Raw genomic sequence first — 23,980 nt, 5'->3', positions numbered from 1 at the left:
GTCAATAGATTTTTAGAAAAAAGTGAAAAAACTCGAATCATTCGAGATTTGACTTGAAGAGTAGAAAAAAGACCACATCACTGCTTAACGCTGATGTGGTCTGAGAAATCTTAACTTAATGACATTGTAGACCACCAGACCGCCAAAGGCGGAGCCCTCGGCGTAGGTGTAGCGGTTTGCGCTATCCGTAGGTACATAGACATCGGGCAGAAACTCGTCGATGGCTTCCTGAACCGTGTAAGCCCGGCAGAACGTTCCAATCAGGCCGGACTTCGAGAGAGGATCCTTAGCCTTGCCACTTGTCGTGCTGTGCGCTCTTTCCTCTCTCGAGCTGGTCGGCCATGCAATTGCGTCATGCCAGTCCGTTTCGTACAGCTCCAGCACATCGTCCGCGCTGATAAACGGAGCGTCGCTTCTGCCCTCGAGCAGCCGGTATTCGCCATCCTTCGGGCACGACGGGTAGTACATCATGCGGGCCGGCTGGTAGGTCGTGTCATCGAACCATTCGATGTCAAACCAGTAGTCAGCGATTTTTCGAGCTGCCGCCGTGTAGGCGTCCGGATCAGTGACCGGAGCATCCAGCGGGATCATCAGACGCCACCTTGGTTCCTCCGGCGTATGGCTGTGCGTGGTGTACGCACAGTATTGATAGGGAAAGTCCTTGAGCCGCTCTTCAAATCCGCTGGGCCCGTTATCCAGATCCAGGCAGATCATGGTGCGATCTTTGACGTGGCCATTCTTTCGAATCCGGTCACTCAGCGTTCCTGCGAGAAATCCGGGCCCGTCTTTAGCTGCAAACCTGTCCTTTTTACTCATCCGCCTGTATTCCTTGACGGTCTCCCGTGATCGGTAAGGCTGCCGCAGACTGTCAACAAATTCCGGCCATGCGCAGGTCTGCTCCCGATATCTTTTCTGAGAAGCCCGCGAGCAGACCGATATTGTGAAATTTTCCATTTCTTCTCCCCCCCTTGTTGCTTTCAGTCTTTTCGGTAGTAACTGCCGGAGAAGCCCTCGGCCCTCAGCTCAAGGCCGGGCGCCCATGGAAGGCTTTTTCCCATCAGCCGCTCTACGTCTTCCAGCTGTTCCGGTCGGTCGCACTCAACGATGACCTCGTCATGAATGTGCCCGACAACAGGCAGGCCGGCTTCTTCAAGCCGGAGCAAGGCGGCGGCCAGACAATCACGGGCCACGGCCTGCGTGACGTTCTCGACGAGGGTGCCGCCCCACGTCTCTATTGGCTGCCACTGCTTCGACTTTCCGAGGCCATCAAAGACGATCTTTCCTTTATCCAGTCGCGCGCTCTGGTAGATCAGCGACCGGCCAGACGGCAGACCGACATAAAGACAGGAGCCGTGTCTTGTAAAACTGACGCCGTGAGGGAGACTCACAGTGCCGGGCTTCTGGATGGCGGAGCGGGCGGCGTTTTCATAGCGGGCCCATAAGCCTTTGATTCGCGGGTTCGCTTCTCTCCATCGGTCGACCGCCTCCTGCATTTCTTCCTTAGTCAGGCCCATGCGGGCGCCGCCTATCTTGAGCATCGCCCTAACGCCTCCGCCGTATCCGCAGGCGAGGGTTGCGACCTTTCCTTTACTGCGAAGATGGCCGTTTTCGCCATGCTTGACGACGGGAACGCCGAACATCTTGGATGCAGTTTCGCAGTAGATATCTTTGCGATCGGCGAAAGCCTGGAGAACCCAGTCCTGATCTGCCAGCCATGCGACAACACGGCACTCGATCGCCGAGTAGTCAGCCACGCAGAAGCATTTGCCTTTTGCAGGCACCAGCGCAGTACGCAGCACTGAGGAAAAAGCCTCCATGCTGTCATCAAATCCCGCCGCCTTTACGGATTCCAGATCTCCGGCTTTGACTAAAGGCCGGAGATTTTCATGATCCTCATAAGTCGGGCGGGGGATGTTCTGCGGCTGGAACATCCTTCCCGACCATCGGCCCGTCCGGCCCGCTCCGTTAAACTGAAACAATCCGCGGATCCGGCCATCCACCTGCGCTTCCTGTAGTACGTCGTATTTTTTAAGACTAGTTTTAGCCGCTCCGGCTCGGACGATGAGCAGTTGCTTCGCCTCGCAGTCTGGCGCGCTGTTGATCCAGTCGCCGACAACGTCTTTTGCCAGACTGTCCATCTCGACACCCTTGCCGGCAAGCCATTCGCGCATCTGCGGGTTCGACTTGATGTTTAGGCCTGGTGCGATCTTTTCAGCATCAGCAAGCAGACGTTCAGTTTCTTCGGCTCTCATGCGCTGCACCGCTTCAACCAGCTCCATATCTACGCCAATTCCCCGGTCGTTGATGTGCTGGTCAAGCCAGTAAAGCTGCCATTCCCTCGGCGGAGGGGTTGCGATCTTTTTCAGCCGGCTATGTATTTCCATCTCGGCTTCCACGTCGCGTACGTTGTACCTCTTAAACTCGGCCCATCTTTCGGGGTCTTCGTTCGGGTATTTTCGCTTTCCCCTGTAAGGCTTGCAGAAATGCTGGATGCCCTGCGTGCCGGTTTCGAACTTCTGTTTTTCAATCCCTAGCGCCTTTCCAACCATTTTCAAAGTGGCGGGCAGTCCGCAGGACAGCGCCCAAACCATCGTGCACTTCCACTGTTCGGGCGGTAAGAAGCCATCAACGCCAAGCCATCGAGAGAGACAGACCCTTTCGAAAGCCGCGTTGTGGGCAATCTTCGTTACTGCCGGATCGGCCAGTGCCTCGACGATTTCGTCGGGCACTGCCTCACCGGATGACAGATCGACGACCCTCACCGGATCGCCATCTGTCGAGTAAGCGAAAAGCAGGATTTCGAAATCCTCGCTTTTCGAATATCGGTAGACACCCAGCTTGATGTCTACCGATGAATACGTTTCAAGATCGATATGCAGTTCCTGCATATCGGCACCTAGAAGCCAAGGTCGTCTTCGTCGTCGTCTTCCAGATCTGCGAAATCAGTCGTCGCCGTGGACGAGCCGTCCAGTCTTTCGCCGTCGGCCCATTTCAGAAGGTTCCCAAGGCCAGCGGCGATGCCTTTGTTTCCGCTCGTGTTGAAGGCGTAGAAATTCACGGTCACCGGTCCGTAGCAGCCGGAATAGGCTTCATCCGGATCTGCGATTGGCTCAAGGTTGCGGTCAACGACCTGCGGTCTTCTTGCCGAGTTCGCGTTGATGAAGTAGCTGTTTGCGTATGCCTCATCGCCCGGCCGTTCGAGGTCTCCGTCCCTGAGCGGTTTTTTCAGTGTTTCAAACGCCGGAGCCGACTTGCCGTTTCCCTTCAGCTTGGACAGTCCTTCGTCATAGGCCGCCCTGATGGCTTTCTGAATCGCATCGACTGTTTTGGTGTCGGCCTTCGGGATGATCAGGCTGACCGAGTATTTCGGTTCCGAGCCGTTGATGCTCTTGGGCTCGAGGATGTTGGCATAGCTCCAACGTGTTTTTTTGCCTGTGCGGACTTTTGTGTTACTCATCTTCGTTCACTCCTTTGAAGTCGTCTTCTACGGACGACAGCTCTTTTCTTTTGTCTGATGCGGGTACCAGCGTCGGCTTTCCGGCTGGTTTGTGGATCAGACCTTTGGCCAGCTCTCCAAAGGTCTTTTTGCCGACCATCTTTTCAAGGTCGGTCAGCGGCTTCATTTGTACCGGCTTCCAGATGTCCGTATAGCCTCCGCTTTCCAGAACGGCGGCAAGCTTTTTAGGGTCGGTGATGGTCCTTCTTGCGGTTCCGGCCACCAGCTTCCATCCAGGTACCACCGCTCCGTGCAGCGCTTCATCAAGCGCGTACTTCTTGACATCCTCAATCCATGAAGCCCATGCGTCGGCCTTGCCGAGGATCTCGGCCAGTGTTTTCGGATCGAGGCTTTCCGGCTGGCACTGCTCATATCCCGCAAGCTCTTTGGCTGCAATCTCGGCTCTTGCCTTGCAGGCGCCTTTCGCGTTGCAGAAGCGGCACCACTCGCCCGCCTTGAAATTGCCCTGTCCGGTTGATGCCAGATTGGCGATCGGGCGGACTTCGTTTTCCGCCCATGCCTCCAGATCGGCACGGCTCATGCGAGCCGTTGCAATGTGATCAAGCCTCGGCTGAATGATGTGCATCTCGATGGATTCAAATCCTTTGAGCCAGTAATATCTCTGTATCAAACCGAGACCGTACAAGCGGAGCTGGCTGTTGCCTTCGGCTTCGACCTTCACGCCCTTGCCGTATTTGAGGTCCAGGACGTGGGCAACGTCGCCGGATGTGATGACACAGTCGCCGGAGCCAAAGCCGCCCGAAACATAGTCCGAGTAGGACAACATGACTTCGATCTCCATTTCAGCGTCGGGGGCTTTGGCCTTGGTACTGTTAAAAACCTCGATGCAGTAGTCGGCGTAGGCCGACGTGTACTCATCCATCGCCTTGTCGCCCTCGTCCATGTCTGGACGCTTTCCCGTCGCCAGCCAGGTGCGGAGTTTCTTCTCAGCCATGGCATGGGCTTTTGTTCCCTCGCCGGCGTATGGACTCGGTTTTTCCTTAAACTCCGCGGCAAGCAGAGCCGATGGCGGACAGTGCAGCCACCGGCTGGAGCCTGACGCAGAAAGCAGGGCGTGCTTATCAGGCATGTAAGCAGTCCTCGAGTGCCTTTTTAAGCAGCTCCCGCTTTTCGACCGGGACGCCTTTCTCGTTCTTGAGGTTGGCCACTCCGACACTCTGGAAGCAGGTGCGGACCGGCGTGCTGGATCCGGCCCGATCACTGACCTTTCTGGCCAGGTCGCGAAGCTCATCCAGTGTAATCGCTGTCGCCTGTTCTGTTGCGGCGGCCTTGATTTCCTGTTCATGCTTCTCGATCGCCGCTTTGGCGACGGCTTCACCAGCCGCCTGAGCCTGATCCGCGTACTGCAGGCCCTTTTCAACTTTGTCTTCCCACGGCATCGTGCCCGGCTCGATCGTTGCCGTGATTACCTTCCCGGCGAGGCCGGCTTCAATATCAGCCTGGCTAATATACTGGCCGATGAGCTTTCCAAGATTTCTGGAGAACTCAAGTGCGCTGTCATCAGCGCTGATCACAATTTTCAGGTCCATGTGCCTTCTCCTCTTCTTTCTTCATCTGATCGGCGACAAGATTCGCCAGAACAGCCAAACTCAGCAGGTCGTTTGCCAGATTTTTCAGATCTTCCGTGTCACAGGAGATGAACTTTACCAGCTCTGGCGGTTCATAAAAATCAGGGCTATCCAGGTTCTTCAGCTGGCTTTGTGCCACATCCAGCAGATGGGAAATCTCTTCTTTGTTTTCACGCATCTGCCCAATCAGAAAGCACAAGGCTTCATGCAGTTCGTTATTCATCGCTCTTCTCCTTTCTTTCGTAAATTCCTTTGAGGGCTTCATAGAGGTCTTCGGCTTCCCTGTCCGTCAGTCGGATTCCTTTAAGCGGTCGGTTCTGGTCATCCCAGGTGCGCAGATCAAGCTGGGTCGACTCGTAATCTCTCACGGTCGTCCAGTTAAGCTGCTTGGTATAGCCGCGTCTGGTAGGTATCCCCAGTGTGGCGACGTGTTCAACGATTCCAATGAACTCCGCCATCATTCAAGTCCTTTCACGCCGAGTTCCCAGCGGCACTGGTTAATCTTTTCCTTCACCCAGCACAGAGGGTCCAGAATAAGCTCCTCAATGTTTTCGTCATCAATCAGGGTATCCGTGCCTTCCAGTTCACTGCAAAGCCGATCAACAGACTCCGCAATATGCCCGAGACGGGCGGTCATTTTCTGGATACGCTCCGCGACTTCTCTCGCGAAATCCTGATTCGTGGCGACATGATCGAGGATAACCGACAGCTGACATCCGGCTTCTTCGACGCTGAGATCGCCGCGATCCGTTTCTTTGATCAGATCCTCGATTCGGTCCTGAGCGTAGTCCAGACCTGAGACAGCGCATTCGGCTGTCCTGAGAATTGTTCTCATTGCTATTCCTCCTGTTATAATTGGATTGATTTTTATATGTAAGCCGCTTTGCCGAGCGGCATTGGTCCTTCTGATTGCCGTCAGAAGGGCTTTTTTGATGCGTATCTCCACCACTGTCCGCGGTATCTGCGCTGTTCCTTCAGTGCGTAGAAAAGCCCGGAGGTACTTCCACCACAGGCTTTAGCGGCGGCTCTACGTGACGGGAAAGTTTCTCCTGTCGTCAAATTTTTGACTGGTCGAAAGTTGCCCCGCACATCTTGGATAACCTCGAAGGCAACTCTCAGCCCGCATGCTTCGCTCTTACCGCCGCGATAGGCTCTATTCAGCGATGCGCTGCTCACCGGCATATGCCTTGCGGCCTTCGCGATGGACGGAAAGCATTCTCCAGTGTCCAGCCACGTGACCTGGATTCGATATGTAGACATCGACTCATCCCCTTTCCACCATGTCGCTGAGCGCCATGGATCCGAGGTAGCTTGCGGATCCGATCGCGAATACCGCCATGAAAAGCCAGATGCTGCATGGTTCGCCGTTGATTCTTTCGCCGTCGATCAGGCCGGCCATGGCCAGCGCTGACAGGGCGAAAACCACGCCGAGGAAGTGGGCGGCTCTGGTCAGTGCTTTTGTTCTGTCAGTTCTGCGTCGCATGAGTGTCTCCTACAAGTCGGTTAATGAAGTACTGCTGGCCCTTGCCAGTGACCTTCGTTGTCTTGTTGATGCTGACGTGTCCGTCGTTGTGATGGATTGCGGTTTCTTTGATTTCGAAGAGACCAGCTTCCTCGACTGTCTGTCCGTAGATTCCGTTACATGGATCTCCATCCCGGTCTCTCGACCAGAGGACCCATGGATCAGGAGCAGCTGGATTGTGCGCGAGGATGTGATCTTTGCTGGTCCAGATCCAGCGGTAGCCGTTTGTTGTCATTTGCTTTCTCCTTTCTCAGCATCTCTCTTTGCTTTCCAAGCCTCGAATTCAGCCTGGTTCTTCGGATCTTCGTAGAACTTCTTGATTTCCGGAAGAATGTTCTTTGCGAAGAGCTCTAGTGCTGTCATTTCTCTTCTCCTTTTTTTGTGTCAGGACTTCTTACTGTCTGGGCCAGCTTCATTCCGGTGATTACACCATCAAGAGTGGTTTTTAGATCAGCCGGAAGTGTCTCGATTTTCTTAGCCATCTCAACAGCATCGGTCATCGCCGCTTTTACTTCTTTAGCTGTCATCTGTTTCCTCCTATGTATGTTGCTATTACATATTAACCATAATTTTTCTTACATGCAAGAACGTAATGCATGTAGATGTAAGATTTTTTTTACATTCAAAATCAGAGAGCGTATAATATATGCGAAAGGAGGGAATAATGAACGAACGCATTAAAGCTCTTAGAAAAGAGCTAGGGTTAACACAAGATCAGCTTGCTGATGAACTTGCAATCACTCGCCAGACGCTCTATACATGGGAAAGCGGATTAAGAACTCCACCGAAAAAAATGCTTTCTGCCATATGCCAGCGATTCGGTGTTTCTCTTAGCTGGCTAGAGACAGGTGAAGGTGAAATGTTCACAACCCTACCCGAACACATGCTTGAGAACTTAGCTGCGACATACCATCTTGATCAAATGGACATGAAAATCATCAGAGACTTCATGGAACTGCCAGCTGAGGAAAGACAAGTGATCAAAAAGTTTTTACAAGGCCTTGTAAAAGAAAAAGAGGAAGCCTAAGCTTCCTCCTTTTCTTTTGCGTAGTTTTGAACTCGAAACCAATCAATATATTCAATAACCTTTTTCAGCTGCTCAACTGATAAATCTTTTAAACACATTATTACTTTGATGACTAATTTCTCGCGCAATTTTTGAGCATCATTATCTTTCATATGCGTATTGTAACACTTAGCGCATAGAATCAAACAGTAGAATGTAACAAAAATTTACATATAATATAGAGTGTAGAAAAAAGCTCACCAGCGCTATTGCACGTGACGACGGTGAGCTACCTAATGAAAGGCGTGATTATTATATCAACCAAAATGAACGCAGTCCTGTATCTTCGATATTCATCGAACAACCAGACTGAGCAAAGCATCGAGGGACAGAGAACTGTCTGTCAGGCTTTTGCAGAGCGGAACGGCATTCTCATTGTAGATGAGTATGTAGATCGAGCCGCCAGCGCCAGTCATGACACCCAGAAGCGGAAGAACTTTCTGCAGATGGTTGCTGACGCTGATCGGGAATCTTTTCAGGCGGTTATCGTCTACAAGCTGGATCGGTTCGCCCGTGATCGATACGATTTTGCAAACTACAAAGCCAAGCTGAAAAAGCACGGTATCAGGGTACTGTCTGCCACTGAAGCTATTTCAGATAACCCTGAATCCATCATCATGGAATCTCTGCTCGAAGGAATGGCCGAGTATTACAGCCGCGAGCTGTCTCAGAAAGTACAGCGCGGCATGGATGAATCAGCCCGTAAACGACAGTGTCTAGGCGGTGCGGTTCCTCTGGGGATTAAGATTGAAAACAAGAAATACGTTCCCGATCCAGACACGCGTCACATCATCGAGGAGATGTATTCCGATTATCTGAGAGGAATGACTTTACGGGAAATCGCCACTAAGCTCAATAATCGCGGAATTCGCAACATCGGCGGTAAGCCGTTCAGGGCCGGATCCGTAAGCCGGATCCTGAAAAACAAGAAGTACTGCGGTATCTATGAACACAAAGAGATCTTCGATCCGGATGCGATTGAACCGATCGTTGATATGGAGACATGGCAGGCAGTACAGGAGAAACTGAAGATGAATCAATCCACTATGAGAAAACGTCCAAAGAAAGATGCACCTGAGTTTTTACTGAAAGGAAAAGTGTTCTGCGGTCATTGCGGCTATGCAATGACTCCAGACAGCGGAACAAGCCGCAGAGGTAAGGTCTACCGCTACTATTCATGCAATGGTAAGAAACAGCTTCATAACTGCGATAAGAAAAACGAGAGAAAAGAGCTGCTGGAAGAACTGGTTATCAACGATGCAGTCAGCATGCTGACTGATGAGTACATTGATAAAATTGCTCGATTCGTGGTCAGTGAATACGAAAAGTCAGATATTCATGCGGCAACTGAGCACGCTAAAAAGCAGATTCAGGAGTCTGACAGAAAGATTAACAATCTGGTCGATGCAATCGCGAATGGGTTAATGTCTGATGCGATTGTCTCCAGGCTGAAAGAAGCAGAAGAGGAAAAAGCAAATCTTCAAAACTATCTGTCTCAGATCGAGGCGAGCAGCTACGCTATTTCTTACGAAAAAGTTGTCTACTATCTTGAGAAAATGCGCGGTGCTCTTGAACCAGTCGACTTCCAGAAAGTTCTTCTCGATGCGTTTGTTGAACGGGTTGAAGTGTTCGACGATGAAAATGATGGAAATGGCGGCTATATCCGAATTTCATACAGACTCTCCGACGAGCCAGCCAGAACGGTTCAGTTTATGTCGCAGTGCCCCCACCATTTCATATACAACAAATCGGCCTTCCTGAATCAGGAAGGTCTTTTTGTATTCTTGCCTCTTTACGGATCGCTTTACAGTCAGCCTCCAGCAGCGATCCGTTTTCTTTTTGTCTGAGGCAAAGTCAGTGTTCGAACCTTTCAGAATCGGATCGGTCCTTATTTCAGATTGTAGGAAGCGTTCAGAACGGACGTGGAATACAGAAACAGCACATCCTGTCTGGAAAAATCGATCATAGACTTCAGACGGAACGAGGGCAGGTTGCGCAAATCGATAATTGTCGTCCGACTGTAGCCGGTAGCCAGCAGCGGTGCCATGGAGCTGCCGTACGAATCCGCAAACAGAACCAGCTGCCGATCCTTCGGGCCATCCGGATTTTCAATCTCGATCATTCCCGCCGATCCGGAAAGAAATACGGAATACGGATCTTCGCCTTCTGCTTTTGTCCGATCGTACAAAGTCCCCTGCCGCTTTCCTTTTTCACCATAGCGCCAGATTGTCCAGCCGCTCATCGAAGGCGACTTTAAAACCTTCAGCGTATCCCCCTTGTGCGGCCATACACTCTGGAGGCCCTGCTGCGCGGTGAAATTTTCACGAATGGTCTCTTCTGTAAAATCCTCCGCCAGTTTTACGCCCATAGCCGTAGCGATCGTTCTGGCCTGTTCCAGAATGGCTTCCTGTCTCCAGTGCGGGTCGGTGGCGTAGTAATCGTCCAGAGAAAGCGTTGAAGCGATCGGGATCTCGCTGGCGAAAGAGAACACGGACTGTGCCTGGGCCAGGTACGCTTCGTAGTCCATATTCAGATACTCCCCTGTTTTCAAAAAGTATGACTTGTCCGGAACGATCGAATCGTACAGAGCGCACTGAGTATCTTTCAGATCGGTTTCGTAAATCGAAGAGAAAACATCTCTGGCATGATCCAGCGATTTTTTATCGATTTTTCGCTGAACGGAAAGAATCTTTCCCTCTTTGGCAATCAGGCCGTTCTGCTCTTTCGATCCGTAAAGACCGCTGGCCATCCAAGCGTTCACTCGCAGCAGTTCTTCCCGTCCAAACACGTGATCGGTTGTATAACGTTCGAGCGCATTGCCCCCGCTGCCATCCAGAACGTTCTCAACATCCATTTTTGGCAAGGAAGCAAGTTTTCGCCGTTCCGTCGGCGAGTACGTCTGCGCAAAGCCAGTATCACCGATCAGTGAAGCGATACAGAAAAAGGAAAGAATGCCAAGCACAATCGGCATGCCGGGATGAACCGACCGTTTCCGATTTTTCTCTGGATTCGATTTTTCATTTCTCGAAAACTTCATAGACAGCTCTCCTTTCCCGGACTAATTACAGCCCTATAAAAACACAATATGAAACAAACCGTCCGCCAGAACCGTTTTGCGGACGACAATCCATCTCCATCCTGTTTTTCAGTGAGCAGCTGGCGCACCCCTTCTCATAACCCAGATCCAGATGGAATGTCGCATGCCATCTTCCCTTTCCCAACAGAAAATTCTGAAATGGAAAATTCTAGAACTGAAAATACAGGAACGGATTCCATGTGCCGGCAGAAAGCGAAGCCAGACAGAAGATCAGTCCGAAAGCGACCGCACACCAGCAGAGAATCTGCACGATACGGTACGGCTGGTACTTTACAAAAAGCCGATGCGGCAAAGACGTGGCACCGATCAGCGCCGCCGCCATCAGTAAACACGCGTTTTGAAAAACATAGCCGGTCTGCGCGGTCCATACTGGAAGGCCGCCAGCGCCAAACATCGCCTGGATCTGCGAAGCAAAATCAAAAAGCGTCGGCGCATAAAAGAGCAAAAACGAAATCAGAATTCCCAAGCGGCAAAGCAGCCCGTAAGACCAGGTGTGCAATACGGATTCGGGCAGCAGGAACTTTTCCAGACTGATCCACACCCAGAAAAACAGTCCCCACAAAATGAAGTTCCAGGCCGCTCCGTGCCAGAGACCGGTAAACATCCAGACGACAAACAAATTGAAAAACTGTCTGCCCTTCCCCTTTCGGATTCCGCCCAGCGGAATGTACACATAATCGCGAAACCAGGCCGTCAGAGACATATGCCAGCGGCGCCAGAATTCAGAAATGGTACCGGCCTGAAACGGATAGCGAAAGTTTTCAGGCAGATGAAACCCCATCATGGCCCCCAGACCGATCGCCATGTCGCTGTAGCCGGAAAAATCGTAATAAATCAGCAGCGAGACAGCGAACGCGTTCAGCCAGAACAAGGCGATGGCTGGTTCGGCCTGTGTGACAATAAACTGATTGAGTGCTGAGAGCGGATTGGCGATCAGCACTTTTTTCGAAAGGCCGCAGACAAAGCGCCGGGCCCCATCCGACTGTTTTTTTGCATCTATTCTTCGAGTTTCCAGCTCGCCTTCGATCTGGCTGTAGCGAACGATCGGACCGGCAATCAGCTGAAAGAACATGCAGACGTATAATGCAAAGCGCAAAAAGGAATGCTGGGCGGGGGCTTTATGGGTGTAGACATCCGCCAGATAGGAAATCACCTGGAAGGTATAAAAACTGATTCCAGCCGGCAGCGCGATTCCCTTTAAGACCAGATCCAGACCAGTCAGCGCGGAAAGCTGCCGGGAAAAGAACATCGCGTACTTAAACCAGAACAGAAGCGCTCCGGAAAGAACAATTCCGACAATCAAAGCCGCCCGGCGAACGGATGGAGACCCGTTTTCCATAAACCGGCCGCACGCATAGCCGATCAGACAGTCCGCTCCAATTAAAAGCAGCCACCAGGGAGAAGACCAGCCGTAAAAAATAAGGCTTGCCGCAAGCAGAACAAAATTGCGGAAAGCCTTAGGCACGCAAAAATAGACCAGAAAGGTCAGCGGCAAAAACCAGACAAGAAACAAAATTGAACTGAACAGCATGCCGCTCTCCTTTCCTGACGGACGAATTGGATCCTGCAAACTCTGCTGCAGAAATCCAGTCCATGCGATCTGTTAGTGAGGGGATCCGAATCGAAGCCTTCAGCTCGATCCTTTGATCCGCCCGCAAGGTTTGTATACGAAAGCCGGCCGTTCAAGCCAGGGCCCAGACGGTCGGTACATCTCTTTTCCTTTTCAGCAAGTGCAGGCTTTCTATTCCTGTTCTGGAATCGTTACGCTTCTTTCGAAAATTGCACTGCAAAAATCCGGATTACTCAAAATTGGCTTTGGTGATCATCGCATCCGGCAAAACGGAGCGAAGCGCCTGAACAAACGGATCGACCTGATCGGTGTAGCCGTAGACGACCACAAGGAACTGTCCCTTCGTCACAATCGCGTATTCTTCCGGGAACGTACACATCCACTGCGTATCGAGCAACGTGGTCTGCACCTGATCACGCAGCTCTTCCATGGAAGCTTCTTTTTTCAGCTGCCAGCAGGATGCAGTGAAGGCGTTGGCCATCATGGAATTCATCATCGCCGAAGCGTCTTGCGACTGTTCAACCAAAGTGGCCGGAACGTTGAAGGCGACTGCCAGACTGTCCGGTTCATCCAGAGAAATGGCCATCGGCATGCCTTCCGTTACCTCTTCGCCATAGCCGCCAAAGACGGACGGCTTGGTTTCTTCTTCCTGCGCATTCCACGCAGCTTCCATTACTTCCTGCGCATCCGCATAGGAAACGCTCTGCGAATCCGAAGCGCTGCCGCTGTTATTCGAGGACGTGCAGCCCGCAAAGCCAAGGCCCATGCACAGGCATGCAAAACTTAAAACAAATGATTTGAGTATTTTCATAATAGCTCCTTTTAAAAAGTCCTTTTCTAATTTCTTTTTATTGAACCTGTTCCATCATACAGGACACTCTGCCTGATCGCTTTCGTTCCGTTTTGTCTCGAATTGTTTTTGAAAGCGAAAGAAAAGCTGATCGGTCAGAGATCAGCTTTATTATACCGGGGTCAAAAGCCCCTCCGGTTTGGTCTGACCGGCTGAACGCGCCGGACAGATTTTGGATTTATCGATAAATATGAGCCGTAATGCCATGCGATTTGAACAGTCTGTTTCGTAAATAGAAATAGCTCAGAAACAAAGCCATGACCGTCCAGACAAACGGTTCCACCGCGCAGATTCCGTAGTAGCCCGTAAACGGAACGACCAGGAAGGTGAAGAGCATTTTCCCCGCCAGTTCGATGACCGAAGAAAGAATCGGAATCAGCGTCATGGACATGCTTTGAAGCGAAGTGCGCAAATTGAGCAGGATCGCAAGAATGAAGAAAAACGGAATATTGGTATTGAGATACAGGCTGCCAATATCGAGAACGGCCGGATCCGTACTGCCGCTGATCGCCTGAACCAGGGTTCTGGAGCTCAGAAAGATCAGAACGGTAAGCGTAATTCCGTAGTACAGACCGAGTCGATTGGAAAACGCGATTCCCTGTTCCGCCCGTTCGTACTCGCCGGCACCGACATTTTGCGCGGCAAACGAGGACAGAGCCATCATGAGAGAGGAAACCGGCAGGTTCAGAATCGAAATCAGCTTTCGGGCGGCCGTATGACCGGCAATGATCTGCGTACCCATCGGGTTGATTCCCGTCTGCAAAATGAGCGTACCGCAGGAGACAATCGAAGACATGAGCGCCATGGAAAAGCCCATTTTCAGCAGATTGGAAAGCATGGACGAGCGGAAGCGGAAATCCGAAAAATGCACAGACAGATCCGGCTTTTTCCAGATCACCCAGATCACGCAGAGAATGAGCGAAATCAGCTGGGCGCAAAGCGTAGCCCAGGCTGTACCGGCGACACCCATATGAAACTGGACGATAAACTGGAAATCGAGCGCGATATTGATGACCGAGGAAATCAGCAAAATGACTAACGGTGTTTTCGAATCCCCTGCCGCCCGCCAAAAGGCAGCCGCCAGGTTGTAAAGCATCGTGATGATCAGTCCCAAAGTGATTACCGAAATGTACTTTCTGGCCTGATCAAACAGTTCAGGCGGCGTCTGTAAAAGACGAAGGACAGACTCCATCCCAAACAGAAAGAGGATCGAAATCGTCATGGAAACCAGGATCGAGAGCACAATCGACAGAGCGAGAGCTCGACGAAATCCCTTCAGATCGCCGGCTCCGAATTTCTGTGCCCCAATAATGGCAAGGCCCTGACTGAATCCGGTACAGAACCCGACAATCAATTCAAACAGCGCAGCAACCGAACCGACCGCGGCCAGCGATGTACTGCCCAGCGTATAGCCGATAATGACCGTATCGGCCGTGTTATACAGCGTCTGAAACAGCTGCGAAAGAAACAGCGGAAGCGCGAAAAAAATCAGGGCTTTTTTCAGCGGCCCGCACGTAAGTTCACCATTCATGAAAACCTCCAAACCAGACAGCCGGATTGAACGGCTGCTTCCAGATCCGGTGAGCCATTTATTTTCCTTCGGCGTTTTCCCTCGGGAAAAAACGTGTAACCAGGAAAAGGCTCTTCAAGAATCTGCGACTTTTAAAGTTAGCGCGATTCGAATCCTTATTCTATGGATATTTTCATGGATTTCATTGCGTAGATTGCGAACATGTACCTTTAGCGAAACCTTTTTTCAATGGGAGCGCTTTTCTTTTTCAACAGCCTGAAAGGTACCGGAAGAATGAGCCAGCCGTTTTGGCCTTTGGACTGTTCCGAGCCACAGGCTTTCTTTCAGCGCCGTTAAAGTCGAAAGAATCTCATATTGTATATACTTGTATATACTTTTTTAGACATCCAATTGTTCATTTCAATATTCAGCGTTCGATGTTTCAGATGTGCAAATACAATAGACTTAACCGTTCCCTTAGAGCTCCGGTGCAAGAAGATACAGGAACAGCAGATGCAGTACCTGTACTGAATTTCGTGTTATCCCTGTCCGCTGCTGACATGCAGGGAATGAAGCGTTTTTCCGCATCAAAGACACGGTCCGGATCGATAACTGGAAAATCGGACAGTTTCGATATTTTCCACAGAAAAAGCGAGGGCAATCGGTATGTTTATGAGGAAAAATGCGAGAGAATTCAATCCCCTTGAGTTCATACTTCTTATCGTTGTCTGGTTCGTACTTGCTTTATCCTATGCAGTCTGGAAGAACTATATGATGGCTGTATCCATTTTTTTCTTCATCGCAACATTCGCAATTCGTCAGCTCTCTCCTGTAATACGCAGGCGTGCTGATAGCCTTAGGAAATGGATCCGCGTTTTTAAATGGCTGCATTTTCTTACCGGAATCGGGCTTCTGCTCTTACAAGCCACAGTGAAATCCATTTCTCCCTGTTCACAGGCTGCCTGTATTCTCATTCTTTTACTCGGCATCTGGAATCTGGTCTCTCCGAACAAAAGCCAGCCAGAACAATGATCTTCTCCACTTTCCAGACCAGCAGCGCCGCATTCGGATGCGGGTCCAATTTCCTGGCAATGCAATTCGATTTGCGCACTTCTGGATCCGTTCAAATAACGAAAAAAATACCCCATGCCTTGCTGGACATGGGGATCAGACGCCAGAATGCCGGCGTCTTTTTCATTTGGAAATCTGGATCGTGAGTACAGGCGAATGGCTGTTTTGTTAAAATCATCCGCCAAAAAGTAAAAGCGCATGGCTTAAGGACGACAGGAATCGGAAAACCTGCCTGTCACAAAAAGATTTCTCTGGAAAGGATGGCCTGCCGCTATTTGCGTGAAGACGAAGAACCGTTGCAGATCAGCGCCAGAACGCGCAGGAAAATGTTGATGAAATCCAGATAGAGTTCGAGCGCAAAGGAAATGCCAAGCCGGTCGAGCCATTCCTGCGATGCACAGACCGCCTGCATCGTTTTGTTCATACGATAAACATCCCAGGCGGTAATTCCGGTAAACAGAATCAGACCGATCGCGGAAAAGAGCTGCGTGGCTGCTGAAAAGCGGAAAATCAACATAATGACTTCACAGATGATCAGAGCCACCAGACCGACCAGACAGATCGGACCGATCTTATCAAGACGAATTTTGGAAAAGAAGCCCATCAGGCTCAGACAGCCAAAATAAATGGCACTGACCAGAAAAGCCGCAAAAATTGTCGATCCATTCCATACCGTGGCGAGTGTAGCCAGGGTTGCTCCGGTTAAAACGGAATACAGCAGAAACATGCCGCGCAAAGTTCCAATCGTGGCCGTATTCAGCTTTCGCGTAAAGAGGACTACGACAACGAGCTCGGCCAGAAACAGGGCCAGAAGAACAAAGGGATTATCGACGATCGGGTAAAGTTCAGGCTGAGCGAAAATAAAGGCTACAGCCGCACTGACGAGCAGTCCGAGAATCATCCATACATACGTCGTCGCAAACGCTTTTCGTACAGCGGCCTGATCGGGCTGAATGATGTGCTGATGAATCGTATGTTCACGCTCCGGATCCGGTACGGCCGGCATTGGGTATTCTTTCACTTTTCATTTCTCCACTTTCTGGATGGATCAAAAATCCATCCCTTTCTTTTTGGTTTGATTTTCGGCTTGCCCGGAACCGTGCTGTTCATGCGGAACGGATCCGAAGACAAATCGGGCTGGATAACAATCCTGCGTGCTCGTCCTTTCAGAATAACCAGAAAAACCGTTCTTTAAAGACTTCTTTTTCAATTGGATGCGATTTGAATGCTTTTATGGGGCGTTCAACCGGATCCATCCAGACCGTTCTGCGAAAAAAGGCTGGAAATACATGGCTTCCTTGGGTATGTACGGAAAATAATCCTTACCCTCTTCCCTGTCAAGAAGCATCAGTTTTCCCTGCAGACATCAAAAAAGACAGCCGAAGCTGTCTTTTCGAATGCCTCAATGCTTAAAACGAAGTCAGTCTGAGGATTCAGGAATCCAGTTCAGACCGATCGGGATTTATTCGGCGTCTTCAGCCGCTGCAGCCTCCTGCACATCGACATCTTCAGCTGCTTCTGTTTCAGCAGCCTGATCGAGGATGAAGTCGAGCAGTTCCTTGGCTGCATCTTCGATGCCGGCACGGTTGGTCTTGTCAAAGCCCAGGTGGGTGTAAACCTGACCGAGGAATACGCCGTTGCCTTCGAGCGCCTTAACGGTATCGTCGATCAGCGGATCGCAGACTTCCTGACGCTGCATTGGACCAAACGGGTTGGCGAAGTACGTTTTGGACAGACCCTTTTCCTGGGTTGTGCCCAGAGCCATACGGGTTCCGGCTTTGCAGGTGGCCTTGAACTCGTCTGCAGGGAGTTCATCCATACCGCACTTGTCGGTGTAGTTGTTGGCATAGCAGTACAGGTCGATCGGATGGTTTTTCGTAATGAAAGAATAGGAGCTTGCCGGTACGACCATGCGGGCGTTCGGGTTTTCCGGAGCAAAGAAGATGGAGCGGTCCATATCTTTATACGGCGTACCTGGATCGAGGTCGTCCAGACGAATGAAGGCACCGGTTTCTGTACCCTGACCGTATGGAACGCCGTCTTCCATATGAATAGTTCCCATATCATCGAAGACAACCTGAACGTCCTTGATCAGATCGCGTCCGACGCTCTTGAGGGCTTCAATGGATTCGGACTTGCCTGCACCGGAGTCGCCCATCAGGATGATGCCTTTGGAACGGCCGTCCTTGAGAACAACGTTGACCATGGCACCGTGAATTGGCAGCCAGCCGCGTTCCATCATAGCGAGGTTGTGCAGCGTCAGTGCCATTTTCTTGAGGTAGCCGAAGTATTCCATACGCGGATGGTCGGAAATACGGCCGATCCAGATATCGTTGTCGGTATCGTGGTAGTACTTGGTCTCGTTCAGTCCGTCTTCGTTTCCGTAAATCATGATCAGATCCGGTTTGGTTTCGGACTCTTCCACAGTAGCCAGCTCAAACAGGTTGACCATGGAAAGGGCGAGCGCGATGTATTTGCAGTTGAAGTAAACAAAGCAGAGCAGTTTTCCGACTTTGATCGGGAGGCAGAACCATTCTTCCGTATTGATATACAGCATATCGAGCGGGTTGACATCGGTTTCTGTGAACATGCCAGTACGCTTGGAACTCGTTGGATGAAGAATCATCGGAGTACGGAGCATTACGGTATCGATCATCGGGATCTTATGCAGCGGGAGATAGTCTTCGGAGAAGGAATTGCGTACTTCATGAATGGAGAAGCAGGCATTGGTACCGGCCTGAACCTGGCGATATACCAGATTTGGACGTCCGGCGATCTTTTCCTGATACAGACGGTACGTACGCAGAATCAGGTCATTCAGGTTGGAGTCGCGGCGAACGAGCGTGTTGATTCCGAAGTCCGGCATATTGTTGGAGTTCATGAATCCAAAACGCTGCAGGGAACGCCAGCTGTGGTAAATCTCTTCGATAACATCCAGCAGCTGATGACGGTCTCTTTCGAGAGGATTATCGGAAAGTTCTTCGTAATCGAAAACAACGAGCAGACGGAAGAACTCAATCAGCTCCTGGGCCGCTTTTTTAGGAGTAAGCGTACCATCCTGAGTCAGATAGAGGTAAACCGCCGGGTTCGTTTCTTCTGTGATGCGAACAAAATAAGTGATGAACTTTTCAAAAGTACGGCTTTTCAGAAGAGTCGCACGATCTTTCGGGTAGGCACGGTCGTAATTCAGAATCACCTGGCCGTTATAGATGCTGATTTTTTTAAGCATTTCGTTCCTTTCTGGACCGCTGCTCTCAAACTGTCGAAATCCTCTGTGCAAAAATGCAGATCGGAATCCGTTTGAGTTAGCGCGTCAAAACAATATCCAAATAATATCCTAATTCATTGTTTCTGTAAAACGGATCATGTATGGATCATGGACAAGCGTTTACATATGGTAGGCAAAAACAGTACGGGCTAAACAAAAACAAAACATTAATAACTGAATTACAGCTTTGCGCCTGCACACCAGACTGGATTTGCACAAAATTGAAGCCGGATTTGTCCAGGCGTCCTGTTCCTTTTTCCTTCTCTTTCGATCCTTTACGGAGAATAAAGCATACGGCATCCGCTTCAGCACCGTATTACGAGCGGTTTCAGCGGTCTTTATGGCTGAAAAGAGCGTTCCGCCAAAAAATGCGTAAAATGTGCAGGTGTCCTTTCAATGCGAGTACGAACTTGTGTTTCTTTCATGCACCATTCGTGCATGCGCGATCTGCTTCATCGAAAGGAAAGCCTTTTCAAAGACTGCCCTATAGAAAACCACAGGGATCAGCAAATTGTACAGGGATATGCTTTTTCATTTATTTTCCATGCGAATACGATAGGGATGAACAAATTATTTACGTATGTCAAGAGTTATTGTTCCACTTTTTTAGAATAATCCATGCATTTTTGCTTTTTTAATTAAGTCCGCTTCCCTCTTTGATCGTATAGCCTATGACAGAACAAAGGCATTAAGACTGACTCGTCATTCCCGCCTAATCCCTGCGCATGCACCTTCTATTCACATTCTGAGTAGGCGAATGTGCACGAGATGCGTTTTTCTTATTTTTGGTGCGTCCATGTTGCACACATGAATTATATCTGTTATCATATCCTTGTCAAAATCATTCGCGATGATTCTTATTCAATCAAAGGAGAATAGTTATGAATCATTTCAATTCAACATCTGCCGCTTCCACACCCGTTACCAACACGGATTCCTATACACGCACTTTCTTTGCCCGACTGAAAGATCGCTTTTTCCTCTTCTGTGAAGATCTTTGCGAAAAAGTCGAAAACGATACGCTGACCGTCAAAGAAGCTGGACGCCTGGCTCTGATCATCGCGGTTGCAGCCGAAGGCATCATCCTGCTCACCCGTCTGTTCTAATCGTCATCGTAAAATGAAAGACGCCCGGTTACGAAAGCTTCTCTTTTGGGCAAGCCCTTTCTTCCCGGCTCAGCAATACATACCATTGCCTGTCGCTCTCACTCGGCGGCGGCTGCCTTTCGAGATGACTGCGTTTCCTTATATTCATACAAATATATTCATACAAATCTATATCCATACAAATCCGGCTTTCCTGAAAAATTTTCTCTTCTCGATTGCATTCCACTGTCCATACCAGAACCCCTTTCTCTGGTCTTTCAAAATCTCTTACGAAAAACCTGTCTGTCTTCAAACAGCGAAGCAGACAGGTTTTTTGCATGCTTCCCGGATTCGAATCCAGATTTTTACCGTATGTAGAAAAGAAGCGCATTTTGACACAGCGAATTCCGAATTTTTCCCTTATCCAAGCCGTCTGAGTTTGGAAAAACTTAACCGCCCCCGTTCTCAATTCTTTGAACGGATACGCTATCATAGGAATACTGATGGGAATTGCGACCGGACTGGGCGTGTTCCCGTTTGAGGAGATTTATATGAAAAAATGGATACAAGTTTTCTTAATTTCGTTTCTCGCCCTTTCGCTGGCCGCCTGCTCCTGCGGGCCTTCCACGAATGGACCGACTCCGGGTCAGAATACGGAAGCCGTACCGGACGCGGAATTTACACAGTTTCTCGACGACTATCTGGTCGATTACTGTGAATTAAGCTATCTGAGCGTGCATCAGTATTTCCTTCATCCGGAAAACTATGGAATCGATCTTTCCAAATGCCCGATCACGCTGGGTTCTCCATTTCCGGAGTCCAAACGGATCGAGCTGAACGATAAGACATACGATCAGCTCAAGAAGTGGAATACATCTGCGCTTTCCAAAAAGAACCGCTGGATGTACGAACAGCTTCTTTGGGAATGCGAACGGTTCGAAAAGACTTCCGATGAGAAATTCGATTATATTGGAACGCCCTGGTCCATGGTCAACGGAATGCCTTCGAGCATGGTCACGCTTTTTTCCGAATACTCCCTCTACACAAAGGACGATCTGGAACCGCTGGAAAAACTGATCAATGATATGCCGCGCTATGTCGAGGAAAATCTCGAATATACGCGCAAGCAGGCCGAGCAGGATCTGTTTTCGATCTCATACGACAGCACGATGAAGACGATTGACGACGTTCTGAAAACCAAAGACGATTCTCCAGTTACAGAATCGCTTGAAGAAGAAATTGACGGACTGACCGATCTGAACGACGCCGAGAAGAAAGAGTGGAAAACCCGGATTAAAAAAGCGCTGGACACGTCTTTCTTCCCGTCGTACGAAACCATGAAAAAAGGCCTGGAAGAACTCAAGGACAAGAATAAGCCGCTTTCTGGCATGGCTTCCCTTCCAAACGGCAAGGAAGCCTACGAAGAGATTCTGAAAATGTACACGGGCATGGATATGTCGCCCGTCGAAATCAACAAGCAGGTTACGGAAGCCGTGCAGAACTGTCTGACGGAATACTCGCGCATTATTAATGAAAAGGAAGATGCAGCTTCCCTGATGAGCGAGCCGGAAACAACGTTCAGTTCCATTTCGGAAATTATTCCGTTCTTAAACGAACGCTATCCGGCTGTCTTCCCTCTCGTGGATGAAATGGACTATGAGATAAAACCGCTGGCGCCCGAACAGTCGCAGGACAGCGTTCTCGCCTATTTCCTTGTCCCTCCAATCGACAGCACCGACACGTACGAAATCCGCTACAACGAGCGCGATTACGGCTCAAATCCGCAAAGCCTTTCTCTGTATGACACCTTTGCTCATGAGGGCATCCCGGGTCACATGTACCAGACGCAGTATTTAAAGGAACATGCCGCACACCCGCTCGAGTACATTCTCGGCACGCTGGGTACGCAGGAAGGCTACGCCACGTATGCGGCGCTCCAGACGCTGCCCTGGACGGGTATTGATGAAGATAAGCTGGAAGTGTGGGAGCTGTCCGAGCTTTTCTCCAACTACACCGTTCTGCTCATGGACTATCAGGTCAATTACGAAAACATCTCCCGTAAGGAGTTCGCGAAAAACTGGGGCGAAGGCACCGACAGCATTTACGATCGTCTCTGCCTCGATCCAGGCGTCTTCTACGCCTACTACTTTGACTGCATGAAACTGCTGGAACTCAACGACATCGCCAAAGAATCTCTTGGCGAAGACTACGATCCGGTGGAATTCCATACGGCTCTTCTCAATGCAGGCAACATGAACTTCAGCATTATTGAAGAAAGCGTACAGGACTATATTGACAGCGTACGCATGGGCACGTCCGATTCCGAGCTGCCTTCTACCGTTGTCAACGATCCGAATGCGAAGTCTTCGACATCCAGAAAGCCGAAGGATGACAACAAGGCTTCCGGATCCATGCAGATGAAGCCGGCAGACTGATCGAACTATCCCTTACGGTATTTCAATTTTCTGGTGCATTGCGCACACAAAAATCTAGATATGATATTCGAACGCTCCGCTCATCCAAAGGCCGGAGCGTTTTTCTGTACTTCATTTTTTCTGGTTTTTGGAACCGTTTCAGAGGCCGAAATCTCTTTGAAATCGCCTCAGTCTTCTTATCAAAGCTTCTTTGATTTGTAAGAAATCCATGGGCAATGCTACACTTTTTTCGCTGTCTTAACGCATGCTTTTCCAGTCCATTCCGCTCTGCAGAAAAACTCAATTCTGCACAGCGTCTCAAAAAACGAAAAAAACAGAAAGGAAGTCCTGTCCATGTCCGATCAAACAAATCCTGTCCATCCATCCAGTCGTATCGTACGAAATACAACACTGGACGATCTGGAAGCACTCCAGGCCATTTACGCCCATGCGCGCGCCTATATGAAAGCCAATGGCAATCCAAACCAGTGGAAAGACAATCGGCCTTCAGAGTCTTCCATCGTTTCCGATATTGAACATCACAACGCCTATGTCCTTGTAGAAGACGGCGAAATCATCGGCGCCTTTTCCATGATTCCCGGACCAGATCCCACGTATGCGGTGATCGAAAACGGAAGCTGGCTGAGCGATCTTCCCTACAGTGCCATTCATAAAATTGCTTCGTCCGGAACCCGTCCAGGCGTTTTTAAAACGCTGATCGAATTTTGCGAAAGCCGCAATCCGTCTTTACGTATCGATACCCATGCGGACAATCTCACCATGCAGCACCTGATTCAAAAAAACGGCTTTACAAAATGCGGAATCATTTATACCGATGACGGTACGCCCCGCATTGCCTACCAGAAAGATCTCATCTGAAAAAGGAGGCCCCCAATATGATTCAGACCGTTCTCAAAGTAGATGGAATGATGTGCGGCATGTGTGAAAGCCATCTCGCTGACACCGTTCGCAAAAACTTTACGGTTAAGAAAGTAACCGCGTCCCGTCGTAAAGGCACCATTGAAATTCTTTCCGAAAAGCCTCTTGATGAGGATCAGATCAAGTCCGTAATCGGCCAGGCAGGCTACGATCTGCGCGGCATTCAAAGCCATGAAGTAAAGTTCAGACGCGGATTTTTTGGCTTTCGAAAATAGGATCCGTTCTCTTTCTTCGATTTTTCTTTTCATCCATCGACATTCCATGAAAAAAGCGGTTTTCGCAAGAACACCGGCCAGATCCAATACTCTGGCTTGTGCCTTCAGCGAAAACCGCTTTTGGTTTACTGTTTTTTCAAAATGGCCGATTTGGCCAGATGAGCGTAAGTGTCAAACAATCGACGGGTATACGCGAGACTGAATATTAGATACGCTAAACGGGATCCCTTTCGAGATCCCGCTTGGCGTATTTTTTATTCTTCATCGTTTTCTTCATACTTCGGATCC

25 protein-coding genes are annotated in these 23,980 nt (G+C 49.9%); 6 read left to right on the top strand and 19 right to left on the bottom strand.

Annotated elements, in window-relative coordinates; genetic code table 11:
• Positions 1-84 precede the first annotated feature (84 nt).
• The 11 genes from Afil_RS08180 to Afil_RS08130 all read right to left on the bottom strand — a co-directional run bounded on the left by Afil_RS08180 (position 85) and on the right by Afil_RS08130 (position 7,134).
• A complete protein-coding gene (locus Afil_RS08180) occupies positions 85-954 on the bottom strand; it encodes a hypothetical protein (protein ID WP_230268078.1) in 870 nt (289 codons plus the stop codon).
• Positions 955-977: 23 nt separating this feature from the next.
• A complete protein-coding gene (locus Afil_RS08175) occupies positions 978-2,888 on the bottom strand; it encodes a DNA polymerase (protein ID WP_230268077.1) in 1,911 nt (636 codons plus the stop codon).
• Positions 2,889-2,896: 8 nt separating this feature from the next.
• Positions 2,897-3,457: a DUF2815 family protein gene (locus Afil_RS08170; protein WP_230268076.1), complete on the bottom strand. Its 561-nt coding sequence runs from the start codon at positions 3,455-3,457 to the stop codon at positions 2,897-2,899.
• Complete coding sequence (locus Afil_RS08165; RefSeq protein ID WP_230268075.1) at positions 3,450-4,586, bottom strand: DUF2800 domain-containing protein; 1,137 nt, start codon at positions 4,584-4,586, stop codon at positions 3,450-3,452. Before Afil_RS08165 ends, Afil_RS08170 begins: the two co-directional genes overlap by 8 nt.
• Positions 4,579-5,046, bottom strand: a complete 468-nt coding sequence (locus Afil_RS08160) for a hypothetical protein (RefSeq protein ID WP_230268074.1) — start codon at positions 5,044-5,046, stop codon at positions 4,579-4,581. Before Afil_RS08160 ends, Afil_RS08165 begins: the two co-directional genes overlap by 8 nt.
• Positions 5,018-5,308: a hypothetical protein gene (locus Afil_RS08155; protein WP_230268073.1), complete on the bottom strand. Its 291-nt coding sequence runs from the start codon at positions 5,306-5,308 to the stop codon at positions 5,018-5,020. Before Afil_RS08155 ends, Afil_RS08160 begins: the two co-directional genes overlap by 29 nt.
• Positions 5,301-5,546, bottom strand: a complete 246-nt coding sequence (locus tag Afil_RS08150; RefSeq protein WP_230268072.1) for a hypothetical protein — start codon at positions 5,544-5,546, stop codon at positions 5,301-5,303. Before Afil_RS08150 ends, Afil_RS08155 begins: the two co-directional genes overlap by 8 nt.
• Entirely contained in the window at positions 5,543-5,920 is a 378-nt protein-coding gene (locus Afil_RS08145; RefSeq protein WP_230268071.1) for a hypothetical protein, read from the bottom strand. The genes Afil_RS08150 and Afil_RS08145 overlap by 4 nt, the downstream gene beginning before the upstream one ends.
• 429 nt (positions 5,921-6,349) lie before the next feature.
• Entirely contained in the window at positions 6,350-6,568 is a 219-nt protein-coding gene (locus Afil_RS08140) for a hypothetical protein (protein ID WP_230268070.1), read from the bottom strand.
• Positions 6,552-6,842: a phage antirepressor KilAC domain-containing protein gene (locus Afil_RS08135; RefSeq protein WP_230268069.1), complete on the bottom strand. Its 291-nt coding sequence runs from the start codon at positions 6,840-6,842 to the stop codon at positions 6,552-6,554. The genes Afil_RS08140 and Afil_RS08135 overlap by 17 nt, the downstream gene beginning before the upstream one ends.
• Before the next feature lie 124 nt (positions 6,843-6,966).
• Entirely contained in the window at positions 6,967-7,134 is a 168-nt protein-coding gene (locus tag Afil_RS08130) for a hypothetical protein (protein ID WP_230268068.1), read from the bottom strand.
• A gap of 137 nt (positions 7,135-7,271) precedes the next feature.
• On the opposite strand from Afil_RS08130, the gene Afil_RS08125 reads away from it, so the two are divergent.
• Entirely contained in the window at positions 7,272-7,634 is a 363-nt protein-coding gene (locus Afil_RS08125; protein WP_230268067.1) for a helix-turn-helix transcriptional regulator, read from the top strand.
• On the opposite strand, the gene Afil_RS08120 is transcribed toward Afil_RS08125, so the two are convergent.
• On the bottom strand, positions 7,631-7,786 hold the full coding sequence (locus Afil_RS08120) for a hypothetical protein (protein WP_230268066.1): 156 nt from the start codon (positions 7,784-7,786) through the stop codon (positions 7,631-7,633). The genes Afil_RS08125 and Afil_RS08120 overlap by 4 nt on opposite strands.
• 132 nt (positions 7,787-7,918) lie before the next feature.
• Between Afil_RS08120 and Afil_RS08115 the strand changes: the two genes are divergently transcribed.
• Positions 7,919-9,520 carry a recombinase family protein gene (locus tag Afil_RS08115; protein WP_230268065.1) on the top strand — a complete coding sequence of 534 codons (1,602 nt, stop codon included), beginning with the start codon at positions 7,919-7,921 and terminating at the stop codon, positions 9,518-9,520.
• Positions 9,521-9,561: 41 nt separating this feature from the next.
• Here the strand turns inward: Afil_RS08115 and Afil_RS08110 are convergent, their stop codons facing one another.
• From Afil_RS08110 to Afil_RS08080, 7 genes are all read right to left on the bottom strand, one after another.
• Positions 9,562-10,710: a hypothetical protein gene (locus Afil_RS08110; protein ID WP_230268064.1), complete on the bottom strand. Its 1,149-nt coding sequence runs from the start codon at positions 10,708-10,710 to the stop codon at positions 9,562-9,564.
• Between the two features lie 208 nt (positions 10,711-10,918).
• Complete coding sequence (locus Afil_RS08105; RefSeq protein ID WP_230268063.1) at positions 10,919-12,301, bottom strand: MBOAT family O-acyltransferase; 1,383 nt, start codon at positions 12,299-12,301, stop codon at positions 10,919-10,921.
• 268 nt (positions 12,302-12,569) lie between these two features.
• Positions 12,570-13,151 carry a hypothetical protein gene (locus tag Afil_RS08100; RefSeq protein WP_230268062.1) on the bottom strand — a complete coding sequence of 194 codons (582 nt, stop codon included), beginning with the start codon at positions 13,149-13,151 and terminating at the stop codon, positions 12,570-12,572.
• 217 nt (positions 13,152-13,368) lie between these two features.
• Positions 13,369-14,721, bottom strand: a complete 1,353-nt coding sequence (locus Afil_RS08095; RefSeq protein WP_230268061.1) for an MATE family efflux transporter — start codon at positions 14,719-14,721, stop codon at positions 13,369-13,371.
• 797 nt (positions 14,722-15,518) lie between these two features.
• The gene (locus Afil_RS08090; RefSeq protein WP_230268060.1) at positions 15,519-15,971 is read right to left on the bottom strand and encodes a hypothetical protein; all 453 of its coding nucleotides are present in this window, start codon (positions 15,969-15,971) and stop codon (positions 15,519-15,521) included.
• A gap of 71 nt (positions 15,972-16,042) precedes the next feature.
• The gene (locus Afil_RS08085; RefSeq protein ID WP_230268059.1) at positions 16,043-16,792 is read right to left on the bottom strand and encodes a Bax inhibitor-1/YccA family protein; all 750 of its coding nucleotides are present in this window, start codon (positions 16,790-16,792) and stop codon (positions 16,043-16,045) included.
• Positions 16,793-17,233: 441 nt separating this feature from the next.
• Positions 17,234-19,000 (bottom strand): phosphoenolpyruvate carboxykinase (ATP), encoded by a 1,767-nt coding sequence (locus Afil_RS08080; RefSeq protein ID WP_230268058.1) that lies wholly within the window; start codon positions 18,998-19,000, stop codon positions 17,234-17,236.
• A gap of 920 nt (positions 19,001-19,920) precedes the next feature.
• Between Afil_RS08080 and Afil_RS08075 the strand changes: the two genes are divergently transcribed.
• From Afil_RS08075 to Afil_RS08060, 4 genes are all read left to right on the top strand, one after another.
• The gene (locus Afil_RS08075) at positions 19,921-20,145 is read left to right on the top strand and encodes a hypothetical protein (RefSeq protein WP_230268057.1); all 225 of its coding nucleotides are present in this window, start codon (positions 19,921-19,923) and stop codon (positions 20,143-20,145) included.
• 530 nt (positions 20,146-20,675) lie between these two features.
• On the top strand, positions 20,676-22,559 hold the full coding sequence (locus Afil_RS08070; protein WP_230268056.1) for a DUF885 family protein: 1,884 nt from the start codon (positions 20,676-20,678) through the stop codon (positions 22,557-22,559).
• Positions 22,560-22,892: 333 nt separating this feature from the next.
• Positions 22,893-23,417, top strand: a complete 525-nt coding sequence (locus tag Afil_RS08065; protein WP_230268055.1) for a GNAT family N-acetyltransferase — start codon at positions 22,893-22,895, stop codon at positions 23,415-23,417.
• 17 nt (positions 23,418-23,434) lie between these two features.
• On the top strand, positions 23,435-23,692 hold the full coding sequence (locus Afil_RS08060; protein ID WP_230268054.1) for a heavy-metal-associated domain-containing protein: 258 nt from the start codon (positions 23,435-23,437) through the stop codon (positions 23,690-23,692).
• The last annotated feature ends 288 nt before the right edge of the window (positions 23,693-23,980 follow it).

This window comes from Allobaculum fili (genome assembly GCF_020969955.1).
Lineage (GTDB): Bacteria > Bacillota_I > Bacilli_A > Erysipelotrichales > Erysipelotrichaceae > Allobaculum > Allobaculum fili.
This window is presented reverse-complemented; position numbering and strand designations above follow the sequence as displayed.